This window comes from bacterium (genome assembly GCA_019637795.1).
In the GTDB taxonomy this organism is placed as follows: domain Bacteria; phylum Desulfobacterota; class Binatia; order HRBIN30; family CADEER01; genus JAHBUY01.
In genome coordinates this window covers 46,396-60,291 of record JAHBUY010000008.1, presented here as the reverse complement: position 1 = coordinate 60,291, position 13,896 = coordinate 46,396, and the positions used below count along the sequence as shown (strand labels likewise).

13 protein-coding genes are annotated in these 13,896 nt (G+C 71.9%); 2 read left to right on the top strand and 11 right to left on the bottom strand.

Translation table 11 applies throughout. The features are described from left to right. Positions 1 to 23 precede the first annotated feature (23 nt). Positions 24 to 2,273 (bottom strand): dockerin type I repeat-containing protein, encoded by a 2,250-nt coding sequence (locus KF840_23780; protein ID MBX3027926.1) that lies wholly within the window; start codon positions 2,271 to 2,273, stop codon positions 24 to 26. 219 nt (positions 2,274 to 2,492) lie between these two features. Beyond that, a complete protein-coding gene (locus KF840_23775; GenBank protein ID MBX3027925.1) occupies positions 2,493 to 2,747 on the bottom strand; it encodes a hypothetical protein in 255 nt (84 codons plus the stop codon). Between the two features lie 187 nt (positions 2,748 to 2,934). Between KF840_23775 and KF840_23770 the strand changes: the two genes are divergently transcribed. Then, the gene (locus KF840_23770) at positions 2,935 to 3,690 is read left to right on the top strand and encodes an SDR family oxidoreductase (protein ID MBX3027924.1); all 756 of its coding nucleotides are present in this window, start codon (positions 2,935 to 2,937) and stop codon (positions 3,688 to 3,690) included. 27 nt (positions 3,691 to 3,717) lie between these two features. Here the strand turns inward: KF840_23770 and KF840_23765 are convergent, their stop codons facing one another. The 6 genes from KF840_23765 to KF840_23740 all read right to left on the bottom strand — a co-directional run bounded on the left by KF840_23765 (position 3,718) and on the right by KF840_23740 (position 10,062). After that, on the bottom strand, positions 3,718 to 5,505 hold the full coding sequence (locus KF840_23765; protein MBX3027923.1) for a long-chain-acyl-CoA synthetase: 1,788 nt from the start codon (positions 5,503 to 5,505) through the stop codon (positions 3,718 to 3,720). A 79-nt stretch (positions 5,506 to 5,584) separates the two neighbouring features. Continuing rightward, positions 5,585 to 6,520, bottom strand: coding sequence for an alpha/beta hydrolase (locus KF840_23760; protein MBX3027922.1), 936 nt, complete (start codon positions 6,518 to 6,520; stop codon positions 5,585 to 5,587). A gap of 34 nt (positions 6,521 to 6,554) precedes the next feature. Beyond that, complete coding sequence (locus tag KF840_23755; protein MBX3027921.1) at positions 6,555 to 7,745, bottom strand: cytochrome P450; 1,191 nt, start codon at positions 7,743 to 7,745, stop codon at positions 6,555 to 6,557. Continuing rightward, complete coding sequence (locus tag KF840_23750) at positions 7,742 to 8,350, bottom strand: TetR/AcrR family transcriptional regulator (GenBank protein MBX3027920.1); 609 nt, start codon at positions 8,348 to 8,350, stop codon at positions 7,742 to 7,744. Before KF840_23750 ends, KF840_23755 begins: the two co-directional genes overlap by 4 nt. Positions 8,351 to 8,476: 126 nt before the next feature. Then, positions 8,477 to 9,316, bottom strand: coding sequence for a metal ABC transporter permease (locus KF840_23745; protein MBX3027919.1), 840 nt, complete (start codon positions 9,314 to 9,316; stop codon positions 8,477 to 8,479). Then, on the bottom strand, positions 9,313 to 10,062 hold the full coding sequence (locus tag KF840_23740) for an ABC transporter ATP-binding protein (protein MBX3027918.1): 750 nt from the start codon (positions 10,060 to 10,062) through the stop codon (positions 9,313 to 9,315). Before KF840_23740 ends, KF840_23745 begins: the two co-directional genes overlap by 4 nt. A 174-nt stretch (positions 10,063 to 10,236) precedes the next feature. Here KF840_23740 and KF840_23735 point away from each other — a divergent pair, with 174 nt between their 5' ends. Continuing rightward, entirely contained in the window at positions 10,237 to 10,455 is a 219-nt protein-coding gene (locus tag KF840_23735; GenBank protein ID MBX3027917.1) for a hypothetical protein, read from the top strand. Positions 10,456 to 10,573: 118 nt separating this feature from the next. Here KF840_23735 and KF840_23730 read toward each other — a convergent pair whose 3' ends face one another. The 3 genes from KF840_23730 to KF840_23720 form a co-directional block, all read right to left on the bottom strand. After that, positions 10,574 to 11,617: a zinc ABC transporter substrate-binding protein gene (locus tag KF840_23730; GenBank protein ID MBX3027916.1), complete on the bottom strand. Its 1,044-nt coding sequence runs from the start codon at positions 11,615 to 11,617 to the stop codon at positions 10,574 to 10,576. A gap of 16 nt (positions 11,618 to 11,633) precedes the next feature. Further along, positions 11,634 to 13,196: a bZIP transcription factor gene (locus KF840_23725; protein MBX3027915.1), complete on the bottom strand. Its 1,563-nt coding sequence runs from the start codon at positions 13,194 to 13,196 to the stop codon at positions 11,634 to 11,636. A 103-nt stretch (positions 13,197 to 13,299) separates the two neighbouring features. Next, the gene (locus tag KF840_23720) at positions 13,300 to 13,635 is read right to left on the bottom strand and encodes a hypothetical protein (GenBank protein MBX3027914.1); all 336 of its coding nucleotides are present in this window, start codon (positions 13,633 to 13,635) and stop codon (positions 13,300 to 13,302) included. Between the last annotated feature and the right edge of the window lie 261 nt (positions 13,636 to 13,896).

Genomic DNA, 13,896 nt, shown 5'->3' with positions numbered 1-13,896 from the left:
GCGCGCCGGCGCCATCGCCGCGACTACTGACAGCTCGGCGGCGCGAGGGTGTAGAATTCGACCGTGGTGCCGTTGCCGACGGCCGAGCCGCGGGCGATGCCGAGGACGCCGAACACCGCGGGCGCGGTGTGGCGGCTGGAGCCCAGGGCGTCGGCGGAGAGCGGGAACGGCTCGAGCGCGATGCCGGTCCGCGCGTCGTCGCCCAGCAGCTCGTAGACGGCGACGATCGAGCCGTCGGCGGCGCGGCTGGCGTACTGCGCCACCCAGTCGTTGCCCATGGGGTGCACCTGGGTCGTCCAGCGATGGTTGGTCTTCTGCGCCACCACGTCGATGACGCGATCGGCGATGTCGCTGCCGCCGCTGGCGCTGCGCCGGAAGGTGGCGAAGTGGATCTGCCATGGGGCGGTGTGCGAGCGCGCCGAGTTCTCGGTCCACAGGGCGGCGAAGTGGTCGCCGTTGTACGCGATGTCGGGAAACTCGTCCCACAGGTACGGCTTGCTCTGCACCACCTTGACGTGGCTGCTCATGCTGCCGCTGGCCGACCAGTACTTGGTCATCACCCCGCCGGTGGCGATCTGGATGTCCTTGACGCTGAGAATGGCGAAGCCGCTGCCGTCGAAGGCGGCGCTGGGATAGAACTGGTGGGTCAGGTCGAAGTCGACGAGGTTGACCACCGAGCTGGTGGCCTGGCCGTTGGTGTCGAGCTTGAACGCGTAGCTGCAGGAGTGGCCGGCGCACTCGCCCTCGACGACCCCCATGAAGCCGCCGGGATACGGGTAGACGTCGCCGTCGGCCTCCTCGTCGTACTGCGGATCGACGAACAGCGGCGGTCCGACGACGTGGCGCTGGCTGATGCCGCCGGCGAGCGACACCGTCTGGTAGTAGAGGCTCGCCTGTTCGGCGGTGAGCAGGGCGTAGTGCCCGGCGTTCCAGGTGACCATGTAGTAGTGGTCGCGGAAGGCGATCTTCGGAATCGACGTCAGCAGCATCGGCGCGACGGTGATGCTGCCGGCGAAGTCGACGTGCGCGTAATAGAGGCGGGCGACGTTCGGGGCGCCCGGATCGTTGCGCAGCCAGAACACGCCCCAGCCGGCGTCGGTCGGCACGGTGCGGCTCAGCCACACGTTGCCGCCGCTCTGGCTGCTGACCAGCAGCGGCGCCGAGATGTTCCAGCCGAGGCCGCTGATGCAGGTCGCGGTCGGCGTCGGCGTCTGGGTGGCGCTCGGCGTCGAGGTCTGGGTGCGGGTGCCGGTGCGGGTCGGCGTGCCGGTGTTGCTGGGGGTGCGCGTCGGCGTTTCGGTCGCCGTGCGGGTGAAGGTGATCGTGAAGGTGCTCGTGGGGGTGAGCGTAGCGGTGCGCGTCGCCGTCGCCTGCGCGGTCGCGGTCGCGGTGCTGGTCGGCGTGCTGGTGCGCGTCGCGGTGAAGGTCGCGGTCGCGGTGCGGGTCGCCGTCGACGGCGGCGTCGGGGTCGCGGTGTTGGTCGGCGTGCTGGTCCGCGTGCCGGTGCGGGTCACCGTCCCGGTGCTGGTGCTGGTGGCGTTCGGCGCCGGCGGCGGGGTCGCTGTCGGCGTCGCGGTGCCGGTGGCCGTGCTCGCTGCCGTGTCGGTGGCGGACGGGACGGCCGGCGTCGCGGTCGGCGGCGCGGCCGTGGGTGTCGCGGTCGGCGACGCCGGGGGCAGCCAGTTGCCGGTGCAGTCGCCGAGCAGGATGGCGAGGAAGTTCTGGCTGTCGATCGGTGTCGCCAGCGGCTCGTAGGCGATGGCGCCCGGTTGGCACATCGGCGCCATCTGCGGCGCGAGCAGGCGCTGGTTGGGCGCCGCCGCCGGGTCGGGGATGAACACCCAGTCCGAGCCGCAGCTCTCCGCCGCCGGCAGTTGGGCGCGCATGCCGGCGACCAGTTGCAGGATGCGGGCGGCATCGAGCGCGCTGACGGTGCCGTCGCCAGTCACGTCACAGGCCAGGCGCTGCATGTCGGAAAGGCTGCGCAGGCCGACCACCGACTGCAGCGCATAGCTGGCGTCGAGCGTGCTCACGCCCGTGCCGCCGCCCCCCAGCTTGCGCGGCGCCACCTGCCAATCGCCGCCGCCGGGATCGCCGAAGGCATAGGCGCCGTGGTCGTCGGTGGTGGTGCTCATCTGCCCGGCGCCGATGAGATCGACCGTGACGTCGGGCACCATCGCGTCGCCGCTGTAGTAACGCACCTCGCCGCCGACGCCGCTCACCACCGCCGCGGCCGGCGCGGCGACCGCCAGCCAGAGGAGCAGCGCGGCCATCGACGCGCTCGGCCGCCCCGCTCGGTTTCTTCCCAGGTGCAACGCCTTCATGAACCGACGACGGTGATGAAGGCGATCCAGCAACCCCGGTGCCACCTCCCCCTCACCGCGCGGCGCCGCTTGTAGCACACCACGCGGCACGACGCGCGCCCGGAATGTGACGCTTGCTGGCGGCACGTCGACCGCGCGCGCGGCAAGGGGCTGAGGTGCGGCCCGAAACTAGCGGCGGGCGCGCGCCGCCCGGCTGGCCGCGTGGTAGACGGCGACGAAGCGCGGCGTCCGCAACCAACTCTCGAGCGTGCCCTGGCTCAGGCCGCACGCCGCGGCGGCGGCGGGCACCGAGCCATGCGCAAGCAGAGCGCACAGCGCGGCCTCTTCCTCCGCCGAGAGCCTCTCGTGTGGCGACGGCACTCCGGCGACCGCCGGCTCGCGGTGCTGCTCGGCTTCCTTGAGTGCCTGCCAGATCTTGCTCACGCCCGCGCCACCCGAGACCCAACCCGTGGATCCGCCGTTATCAGACTTCGCCCGCTCGCAGAACTTGGGGAAAACCCTTAGTCGGCCCGAAATCGGGACGCGGCGGTCCCGCCCCGCGGGCCCTCGCCGTGGTCGCGCTCGGCTGGCGGCCTTGACGAGCCCGCGGCGGTCGGCTTTCTGGCGCTCCATGCTGCTCACCGACAAGCGGGCCATCGTCACCGGAGGGGCCAGCGGCATCGGCGCCGCCACGGTGCGCGCCTATGCGCGCGAGGGGGCGCGGGTGGTGGCGCTCGACGTCGACGCCGACAACGGCGCCCGCGTCTGCGCCGAGGCGGGCGCGACCTTCCTCGCGTGCGACATCGCCGACCGCGCCGCGGTGTTCGCCAGCGTCGACCGCGCCGTCGCCGAGCTCGGCGGCCTCGACATCATGGCCAACGTCGCCGGCGTCGAGCGGCGCACGCCGGCGGAGGAGATCGCCGACGCCGAGTGGGACCTGATCTTCTCGGTGAACGTGAAGGGGACGCTCTACACCAACCAGGCGGCGTTCCCGCACCTGAAGGCGCGCGGCGGCCGCATCATCAACTTCGGCTCCGGCGCCGGTATCCGCGGCCAGGCCGGATCGGCGCACTACTCGGCCTCGAAGGGCGCGGTGATGGCGTGGACCCGCACCGTCGCCCAGGAGTGGGCGAAGTACCGCATCACCGTCAACTCGGTGGTGCCGGCGATCTGGACGCCGATGTACGACGCCTGGCGGTCGCGCATGAGCGATCAGGAACGCATGATCCACGACATGGCGATGCAGCACGTGGTGCCGCTCGGCGGCAGGCTCGGCGACCCCGACGGCGACATGGCGCCGGTCATGGTGTTCCTGGCCAGCGACGCATCGCACTTCATGACCGGACAGTGCTTCGCCGTCGACGGCGGCATGATCATGCTCGGGTGACGCGCCTCCCCGCCGAGGCCGCCGCGCTCACAGCGGAACGGCGCCGCTGTCGATGCGAGCCTTCAACGGGGCGTCCAGCGGCACGTAGGTCTTCGCGGCGTCGTCGCGAAACCACAGCGGATCGTGGATCCGCGCCGGGTCGTACCCCTCCGACTGCAGACGCGTCTTCGTGTGCTTCAGGGTGCCGGTGACGTCCATCGCCTCGCCGACGCGCACGAAGAGCGGACGCGCATAGGGCGGGAGCACGCGCGTCGCGAAGGCGTGGTAGGCGGCGGGGTCGAACGTCGCGCCGGGCTGCAGGACGACCAGCGCCATGCCGGCACGGCCGTCGGTGCCGGGGACGCGGACGCCGTAGACGGCCGTCTCGCTGACGCCCGGCGCGGCGTTGAGCAGCTCGGCCACTTCCGCCGTGGCGACGTTCTCGCCCTTCCAGCGGAAGGTGTCGCCGATGCGGTCGACGAAGTAGTAGTACGAGGCGCGGTCGCGGCGCAGCAGATCGCCGGTGCGCAGATAGCAGTCGCCGGTCGTGAAGCAGTCGCGCAGCAGCTTCGCCTCGTTGTCCGCCTTGTCGACGTAGCCATCGAAGCTCATCGTCGTGTGTTGCGCCACCAGGCTGATCAGCTCGCCGACCTCGCCGGGCCCGCACTCGACGAGGAAGCCGTCGGCGCCGCGGCGCGGCCGCTGCGCGTCGTGGTCGAACCGCACCAGCTTGAGCTGGCCGTGCGTGAACGGCGCCGCGCGCCCGACCGACCCGACGCGGCCGCGGCGGTTCATCAGGCTGAGGTTCGCCTCGGTCTGGCCATAGGTCTCGATCACCCGCGCGATGCCGAAGCGATCGACGAACGCCTGCCAGATGTCCGGGCGCAGCCCCGGGCCGGTGGCGATGCGCAGCCGGTGATCGCGGTCGTGCGCGGTCGGCGGCTGGCGCAGCAGGTAGCGGCACAGCTCGCCCACGTACATGAAGTGGGTGGCGCCGTGGCGCCGCACGTCCTCGAGGAACGCGCTGGCGGAGAACTTGCGGCGCGAGGCGAAGGTCGTGCCGGCGTGGAAGGCGGGCGCGAAGCCGACGAAGTTGGAGTAGCCGTGGTAGAGCGGCGTCGGCGCGTACGAGCAGTCGCCGTCGCGCAGATCGAGGACGATGCGCAGCGACTGGCCGCCCATGGTGAAGCGCGAGTGGCGGATGATGGTCGGCTTGGGATGACCGGTGGTGCCGGAGGTGTAGATGTACAGCATCACGTCCGACACGGTGACGTCGGGAATGTTCGGCTCGGCGGTCGGCGCCGCCGCCAGCTCCTCGCGCAGCCGGCGGAACCCGGACACGCCCGCGGCGCCGTCGCCGAACACGGTGCGGCCCTCGATCGGCGCCAGCTCGGCGACCGCCGGGGCGCACGCCGCGTCGGCGAGCACGACCGGCGCCGTCGACGTGGCCAGGACATGCGCCAGCGCCGCGCCGCGCAGGTTGGTGTTGATCAGCGCGCCGATGCTGCCGAGCTTCGCCATCGCCCCTTCCGCCATCAGGAAGTCGGGCGAGTTCTCCATCATGATCGCCACCGCGTCGCCGCGCCGCACGCCGGCGCCGGCGAGCAGGTGCGCGTAGCGGTTCACCCCCGCGTTGTAGGCGCCGAAGCTGACCTCCTCTTCCTCGAAGCGCAGCAGCGGGCGGTCCGGGATGCGTTCCGCCTGCTCGCGCATCAGGTAGCCGCAGGTGCGGAAGCCGTCGGCCGCCGCCCGCTTCAGGGCGTCGCCGATGCGCTTGTAGTGCGGGATCTCGCGCAGGTCCTCGACCAGCGTCAGCAGTCGCGACAGGAGGTACATCGATCACCCCAGCGGGCCACGGCGTCACACGGAGGGCAGCGCCGTCCCCCGCGCGCCTCTGGCGTCTCGGTGGCGCGCGCTAGCGTCGAAACGCGATCCGCAACGTGCCCGCGGCTTCCTGCACCGCGGTCTTGGCCTTGTCGATCATCGCCCCCATGCCGAAGAAGCCGTGGATCATGCCGTCGTAGCGGGTCACCTTGGCGGCGACGCCGGCGCGTTCGAGTGCGGCGGCGTAGGCCTCCCCCTCGTCGCGCAGCGGATCGAGCTCGGCGGTGATGACCAGCGCCGGCGGCAGGTTGGCGAGGGTGGCAGCGCGCAGCGGCGAGGCGTAGGGCTCGCTGGCCCGCGGCGTGCCCTCGCCGAGATAGTGGCCCCAGAACCAGGTCATGTCCCGCGCCGTCAGCAGGTAGCCCTCGGCGTTCTCGCGCTGCGAGACCGTGTCGCAGGCGGCGTCGGTGGCGGGATAGATCAGGAGCTGGAACACCAGGCGGGGCCCGCCGCGATCGCGCGCCATCTGCGCGACGACCGCCGCGAGGTTGCCGCCGGCGCTGTCGCCGCCGACCGCGATGCGCGACGCGTCGGCGCCGAGCTCGGCGGCGTGCGCCGCGCACCACTGGGTGGCGGCATGGCAATCCTCGGCCGCCGCCGGATAGCGGTGCTCAGGCGCCAGCCGGTAGTCGACGGAGACCACGACGCAGCCGGCGCCGTTGGCGAGCGAGCGGCAGATCTCGTCGTGCGTATCCAGACTGCCGAGCACCCAGCCGCCGCCATGGAAGTAGACGAGCAGGGGAAACGGCGGCGTGCCGTTCGGCGTATAGAAGCGCACGGGGATCGTCCCCGCCGGTCCGGGAATCGTCCGATCGACCGCCGACGCGATCGCGACCTCGGCGCCGCGCATCTGCGACAAGAGCTCCATCGCCTGGCGGGCCTCGGCGACGCCCATCGACGACAGCGGCTGCCCGCCCATCGCCGCGAGTTGATCGAGAAAGGCCCGGGCCTGCGGATCGAGCGGCATATCGTCCTCCGTGCGCCTGAGTGGATCTCCGTGGTCAGTGCCTGGCGTCGAAGCGCACCGGTAGCCGATTCGGCGAGCGGAAGGCCAGCCCGACGACATTGCAGTCGCAATCGGCCTCGAGGCGCAAGTTGGGCAGGCGGTCGAGCAACGCGTTCAGCGCCGTGCGCGCCTCGAGCAGGGCCAGGTGCGAGCCGGCGCAGAAATGGGCGCCGAAGCCGAACGCGAGGTGGTCGTCGTTCTTGCGGTGCAGGTCGAAGCGATCGGGATCGGGGAAGTGGCGCTCGTCGCGGTTGGCGGAGCCGACGGTGACCGACAGCAGCGCCCCCGCCGGCACGGCCTGCCCCTCGAATTCTAGGTCCTCGGTGGCCTCGCGCGACACGAACTGCACCGGCGACTCCCAGCGCAGCGTCTCCTGGATGAGCAGGTCGATGGCGCTGCGGTCGGCGCGCACCTCCTCGTAGACCTCGGGATGGCGCAGCAGCGCGTAGAGGCAACTCCCGGTCAGCCGGTAGGTGGTCTCGGCCCCGGCGGGCAGGAGCAGGCGCAGGAAGCTCAGCACCTCTTCGTCGCTGAGGCGGCTGCCCTCGACCTCGGCGTGCACCAGCTTGCTCAGCAGGTCGCCGCGCGGCTCCGCCTTGCGCTGCGCCATCAGCGGCGTCAGGTAGGTGACGAGATCCTGCGCCGCCTGGAAGCCGCGCGCCGGGTCGTCGCCGACGCTGATCAGGTCGAGCGCCATGCGGTGGAACGCATGGTAGTCGTCCACCGGCACGCCGATGATGTTCGCCATCACCTCCATCGGGAAGGTGAAGGTGAACTGCTGCACCAGCTCGGCCGCGCCGGTGCCGGCGAAGTCGTCGATCAGGCGGTGCACGACGCCGCTCACCAGCTCGCCGGTCTCCGCCTTCATCGCCCGCGGGCCGAAGAACGGGGCGATGATGTTGCGGAAGCGCACGTGCTCCCTGCCCTCCATCTCGAGGATGGTGCGGCCCATGACGATGCCGATGCCGCGGGCGTTGGCGCGCGAGGAGTAGGTCTTGCCGTCCTTCAGCACCGTCAGCACGTGGTCGTAGCGGGTGATCATGTGGATCACGCCCATCATCGTGTTGACCGGCAGCGCCGGGTGGTCGTCGCGCAATCGCTTGTAGACCGGGTACGGGTCGACGATCGGGCTCATCATGCTGCCACCGAACAGTTTGTTCGTGGTCGCCATCGGCGTGTCGCTCATGGACGGTCCTTTCCTGTGCCGCGCCGTGTCAGGGGCGCCGCGGCGCCGGCGAGCAGGCGGTAGACCGCCGTCAGGCCGTGCGCCATGCGATCGGGGTCGGAATCGGGAAGCAGCACCGCGGAGATCATCATCCGCGTCATCCAATCGACCAACTGCTCGGTGGTCACCGCCCCCCGACGCACCGGGTCGGTCTGCGCCAACAGCGGCGCCAGGAACGACCCGGTGATCGCGCGCAGGGCCGGGAACTGGAGCCGCAGGTACTCGAGCACGAATGCCGGCTCGGTCTCGATGACGCGCCGGATCGCCGGGTGCTCGCCGACGTAGCGGGTGACCAGTTGGAGCGCGACCTCGAGCCGCGAGGCATCGGCGGGCGCGGCGCGCAGCGCCGCCGTGACCCGCTCCTGGAAGCGCGCGGTTTCGAAGGCCGCCAGGCTCTGCAACAGCTCCTCGCGGCTGGGGAAGTAGCGGTAGAGCGTGCCGCGCGAGACGCCGGCGCTGGCGCTCACGTCGCTCATCCCGAGCTTCGAGAGCCCGTGGCGCGCGATCGCCGCCATGGCGCCGTCGAGAATGCGCTCCCGGGTGCGCTCGCTGAGCTCCGCTGGCATCAGCCGGATAGAACAAACAGGGCAGAACTTGTCCAGTCCGTTCCACCCCGCCCTCTCGCCCTGGGCCCCCTTTCTCGCCCGGCCGTCGCCGGGAACGGGCACCGCGGGAGGTGGAGCCTGGCGGCGCTACCAGCGCCGCCAGGCCCAGGCGGCGGCGACCAGGCCGGCCTGCACCACCACGGCCATCTGCCCCGGCGGGTCGTCGGTGTGGTTGGCGAGCACGAAGCCGACGACGCCGCTGGCCAGCGCCAGCGCCGGCGCGACGACGAACAGCGGCCGCGTCTGCCGGCAGAGCGCCGTGGCCGCGAGCGCCGGCAGGACCAGGCTGCCGAAGGTGTAGAGCAGGCCGGCGGCGCGCATGGCGCCGCCGACCACCAGTCCCAGCCAGATCGCCAGCGCCGTGTTCCAGACCGCGGTGCGCATCCCCACCGCCGCCGCCATCTCCGGGTCGATGGCGAAGAGGATCAGACGGTCGCGGAGCAGCGCGACCGCGACCCCGCTCACCAGCACCAGCGCGCCGAACAGCCAGACGTCCGCCTGGCGCGCGCCGATGATGCTCGACGACACCAGGTGGTTGATCTCCTCGAGCCCGTGCGGGCTGTGCGAGAGGACGACGATCGACAGGCTGGCGGCGGCGAGGAAGACCCAGCCGGTCGCCGCTTCGCGCACGCCGCCCGCGCCGCCGCGGGCGGTGAACGCCGCGGCCGCGACGGCGAAGGCGATGCCGATCAGCGACAGCACGCCGTGCGCGTGATCGCCGCTCAGCGTCTCCACCCCCAGCGCCGTGCCGGCCCACATGCCGAGGGCGATGCCGAGCGTCGAGGCCTGCGCCACCGCGGCGCCGATGAAGATCTGGTTCCGCGCCACCACCACCACGCCGACGATCGACAGCAGCACGCCGATCAGCCACCCGGCCAGGTAGGCGGTGTGGAAGAGGGGCCACGAGGCGAGGAACTCCGCGATCACGCCGTCGGCTCCGGCCCCGCCGGCACCACCCCGTAGGCGCGCGTGAGGCGCTCGCGGCGCAGCAGCTCGGCCGCGGGCCCGGATTCGACCCGACCGCCGTGGAAGAGCGCCGCGTGCGTGCCATAGCGCGCCGCCAGGTGCAGCGCATGGGTGACGAAGAGGATGGTGGTTCCCTCCTCGCGGTTGAGCGCGGCCAGCACGTCCAGGATGGACTGCTCGATGAGGAAATCGAGATGGTTCGTCGGCTCGTCGAGGATCAACAGGCACGGCCGCCGCACCAGCGCCCGCGCCACCAGCGCGCGCTGGCGCTGGCCGCCCGACAGCGCCCAATAGCTGCGGCGTTCGAGGCCGGCGAGGCCGGCATGGGCCAGCGACCACTGCACGCGCGCCTGGCGTTGCGCCGCATCGACACACACGCCGACCAGCCCGAGCTCGACGAATTCGCGCACGGTCGTCGGCAGGATCGGATTCGGCGTGCACCGCTGCGGCACGAAGCCCACCGCGGCGCGATCACGCACCGCCTCGTCGAGCACCAGACGGCCGCCGGCCGGCGCCAGCTCGCCGAGCAGCGCCCGCAGAAACGTCGTCTTCCCCTCGCCGTTGGGGCCGAGAAGGAACCAGAATTCGCCCGCGCCGACGCTGAGCGTCACGTCGTCGAGCACCGGCTGCTGCCGGTAGCGGAGCGTCAGCCCCTCGGCGCGCAGCAGCGGCGCGACGCCGCGGGTCGACGGCGGATCGCCTACCACATGGCCTCCGACAGCGGCCGCATATGAGCGATCGTCGACGCCGCGAAGTTGCAAAGGGGCTGATACTCCAGTAGCACGATGGGGTACGCAGCAGTCGCTGCTGCCAGAGGATGGGAGAAAGGACAGGGAATCATGCGAGCAGATTTGCGGCTATCGGACTTGGAGCGCAAGAAAATGCCGAGCAAGCTGATGAACGTGAAGGTGCCCGACAACGTCAGTGAAGGCATCGACCGCGTCGCCGAGGAGCTCGGGTGTTCGAAGACCGCGGTCGTCATCGCACTGCTGAACGAAGGGCTGGACGCCGCCAAGGCGACCCTGCCGGCGCGCGCCAACCGCACCGGCCAGCGCCCGCCGCGGCGCGGCCGCCCGCCGCTGCCGTTGCCGAGCGAGTAATCCACGCGGTGGGCGCGGCCCGCCGCCGCGCCCACCGCCCATTCGACCGCGCCGCCGCCCATCGCGGTGCCGCCGCGCCGCCTCTGGCGTGCGCTCCCACACAGCTCCTGGCAGCGCATCATCCGGGAGCGCCCGGACTCGCCGCCCGCAGCGCCGCCACCACCTGCTCGACGTTGTAGCTCACCATCGCCAGATAGTCGTCCGTTCCCGGACGCGCCCCGGCCTGATTCGCCATCCGCACCACCCGCGCCCCGGTCTGCGCGGCGACGAAGTCGGCGTGGCGCGGATCGTAGTAGGCGGCGGCCAGCACCAGCGGCACGCGATCCGCCCGGATCAGCTCGACGATCTCCTGCAGGTGCTTGGTGGTCGGCGCGACGCCCGGCTTCGGCTCGAGGTGGCCGACGATGTCGAGGCCGAAGCGGCGGGCGAAATAGGTCCACATCGGGTGATCGTCCACCGCCTTGGCGCCGCGGGAGGGAGCCAGGGCGCCGAGCCAGCCGCCCAGCTCCGCCGCCTGCCCCTGCTGCTCGAGAAACGGGAGCAACTTGCCGTACTCGAACAGCGTCGCCAGCTTCTCCGCGTCGTAGCGCCTGGCCAGCGCCGGGCCGACCAGATCGACGTCCAACTGCTGGCGGAAGGCGTCGTAGTTGGCGGCGAAGGTGGCCGCCTCGGCGGGCCGGAGCGCGCTCAGCGCATCGCGCAGCAGCGCCGCCACCTTGAGGCCGTTGAGCGGGTCCAGCAGGTAGTGCGGGCTGCCGACGGGGTGCACGTCGCCCATGGAGCGGTCGATCGTGCCCACCGGCACCTCGAGCGGGGTGACCACGGTCGAGGCGTCGACGTGGCCCTTCTGTCCGGGGAGGACGTCGGGATTGCGCGCCCCGGTCAGCAGCACCGGCGCGTAGCCGATCTCGAGCTGCAGACCGACCTGCACGTACAGGTCGGCCTCGCTCAGCGCCTTCACCGAGCTCGGCTTGGCTTCGACGAAGTGCGGATCCTCGGTGGGCTTGGCGAGCACGGTGACGGCAACCTGATCGCCGCCGACGGCGCGCACCAGCGCCCCCAGCTCGGGCACGGTGGCGACCACCTTGAGCGGCTCCGCCGCCGCCGTCGGCAGCGCCGCCAGCAACAGGCCGACGATTCCAGGGAACATCGTGCGCTTCATGGTCGGGCCTCGCATCTCAGTACTTGTGGGCCGCATGCGTGCCGTAGAGGAACTCGATGCCGAGCCACACGCTGTTGGCGTTGTGATTGCCGGGGAGGAAGGTCGCGTAGTCGTAGTTGTACTGCAGCCGGAAGCGGGAGAACTCCGACGGTTGGAAGATGAGCAGCGGCGAGATGCGCGTGCGGTCGCCGCGGAACGGATCCTCCTGGCGACTGACCAGCATCCCGTCCATCACGCTCTGGCCGGCGCCGGAGGCGTACTCGCCGCGCAGCGCCGCCGCCCACTGGTAGCGGAAGCCCCAGGTGAGCTGGGAGTAGAAGCCGGCGTCGCGCAGGATGGCGCTCGGCAGGTCGTTGGGAAACGCCGGGTCGCTGCCCGCCGTGTACGCCGCCGCGGTGTAGTCGCGCGCCAGCACCTCGCTCTGCCAGGTGACGAATGGCCAGCCGCGGAAATTGTCGGCGGGACGCCACTTGAAGGTGAGGTCAGTGCCGTAGATGAAGGTCGAGGCGGCGGGACCGGTGGTATTGGCGCCATAGGTGCCGGAGAGGCCGATCAGGCCGGTGATCTCGGGGCTGATGTCCCAGGAGTTCGCCCAGCGCGTCAGGTAGACGAAGTCCTGCAGCGTGTGGACGCCGGTGACCACCGCCGGCCGGCCGCCGATGCCGCCCTCGCCGTCGAGGAAGCTCACCGTCAGGTCGCCCTGGTCGCCGTTCTGCATGCCGACGGTGAGCTGCGAGAACCACGGCAGCGGCGCCAGCCAGCTCAGCTCGAGACCGGGCGAGCGCAGCCCCTCGCCGCCGAACATGCGGGTGATGACCACCGGCTGGTCCTGGTACGTCCAGGCGTGCGGGTGGACCGGATTGATGCGGCCGAAGTCGGTGAGGAAGTATCCGCCGCGCACCTGGAGGTCCCAGGGCAGCGACGTGGTGACGAAGAACGCCTCCTCGAGGTCGACCTCCGAGTCGGTGAAGACGATGTGCGCCTCGCCGAGCAGGTAGGGATCGACGGCGCCGGCGAGCGACAGCTCGCCCTGCTGGAAGGTGAAGCCGCGGCGGTTGGGATCGTGGGCGCCCGCCTGCAGATCGCGCAGGTCCTGGCCGCTGGCGGTGGAGGAGCCGACGGCGGAGAGCACGTCGAACGAGATGTCGATCAGCCGCAGATCCGCCGGGCCGACTCGTTGCGACAGCAGCGGCGGCACCTGCGACTCGCTGACGGCACTGAGGCCGGCCGGATTCTCGAGATTGGTCGGCGGCTGCACCTCGGCGAGCGCCTTGTCGAGCGCCTGCTGCTCGCTCGGCGTCGCCGCCGGCGCCGCCGCCTGCACCGCTCCCGGGCTCGGCGACGCCGGCGCCGCCACGGCCGCCGGCGTGGGCGCGCGTTGCAATGTCTCGACCTGCCGCTGCAGGTGTTCGATCTGCTTCTGCTGCTGGGCGTTCTGTCGCATCAGCTCCTGCATCTGTTGTTTCAACACCTCGAAGTCGGCCGCGGTTGGGGCTTGCGCCTGCAGCGGCGCGGCCGCGAACATCGCGCACGCCACGGCGGCGCAGATGCCGCCGCGCCGATGGGGCAACTGGACCATCGCACTCGTCTCCTCGCCTGCGGCGGCGCGCGCGGGCGCGTCACCGGGTCCGACGCGGCGCGGGGCCGGTCGAACGGTCAATCGGACGGGGGGCTCGGCTGGCTCAGACGCGCGCCGGCGGCGCGCGTGGCGCCGCGCGGGTCAGCGACGGCGCGGTGGTGCCATGCGGAAGCGACGGAACGACGGTGTCGAGCGCCAGGCGCACCGCGAGCGGGGCGACCGACGCGCTGAGCGCGCCGACCCGCCCCTGCGCGGCGGCGGCGCAGAAGACGCACGCGACCGCGTCGTGACCGAGCCCGTGATCGACGTGACCCGACACGGGGGCGCAGGCGGCGTGCCGGCCGTGATCGGCCGACGCCGCCGCGCCGTGCAGGGGATGGATCGCCGGCACCACCACCTGCAGCAACAAGGTGGCGGCAGCGAGGAGCGCCTGCGCCATCGGCCGACGTCTGGACAACCGCACCATCTCGTTCGCGCCTACCAGAAGCCCGCGCGCACGGGCAAGGCGTATGTTCGGGCTGACGCCCGACCGCGCACGGCGCGCCGGAGCCGCCGCCGGTGCCTTCAGCCGCGCGACGGAACGGTGATCGGCGCCCCGCTGTCCACGTCGCCCGCCGCGCTCACCCGCCAGTAGCCAGCCGCCGCCGCCGTTGCCCCCGCCAGCTCCGCCGTTGGCCGCGCCCGCCGTAACCCATTACGG

Bases quoted from the DNA above. Each gene is read 5' to 3' on its own strand.
- KF840_23750 (MBX3027920.1), bottom strand. From the start codon at position 8,350: ATGCCAGCGGAGCTCAGCGAGCGCACCCGGGAGCGCATTCTCGACGGC.
- KF840_23770 (MBX3027924.1), top strand. From the start codon at position 2,935: ATGCTGCTCACCGACAAGCGGGCCATCGTCACCGGAGGGGCCAGCGGC.
- KF840_23720 (MBX3027914.1), bottom strand. From the start codon at position 13,635: ATGGCGCAGGCGCTCCTCGCTGCCGCCACCTTGTTGCTGCAGGTGGTG.
- KF840_23725 (MBX3027915.1), bottom strand. From the start codon at position 13,196: ATGGTCCAGTTGCCCCATCGGCGCGGCGGCATCTGCGCCGCCGTGGCG.
- KF840_23760 (MBX3027922.1), bottom strand. From the start codon at position 6,520: ATGCCGCTCGATCCGCAGGCCCGGGCCTTTCTCGATCAACTCGCGGCG.
- KF840_23780 (MBX3027926.1), bottom strand. From the start codon at position 2,273: ATGGCCGCGCTGCTCCTCTGGCTGGCGGTCGCCGCGCCGGCCGCGGCG.
- KF840_23730 (MBX3027916.1), bottom strand. From the start codon at position 11,617: ATGAAGCGCACGATGTTCCCTGGAATCGTCGGCCTGTTGCTGGCGGCG.
- KF840_23755 (MBX3027921.1), bottom strand. From the start codon at position 7,745: ATGAGCGACACGCCGATGGCGACCACGAACAAACTGTTCGGTGGCAGC.
- KF840_23735 (MBX3027917.1), top strand. From the start codon at position 10,237: ATGCCGAGCAAGCTGATGAACGTGAAGGTGCCCGACAACGTCAGTGAA.
- KF840_23765 (MBX3027923.1), bottom strand. From the start codon at position 5,505: ATGTACCTCCTGTCGCGACTGCTGACGCTGGTCGAGGACCTGCGCGAG.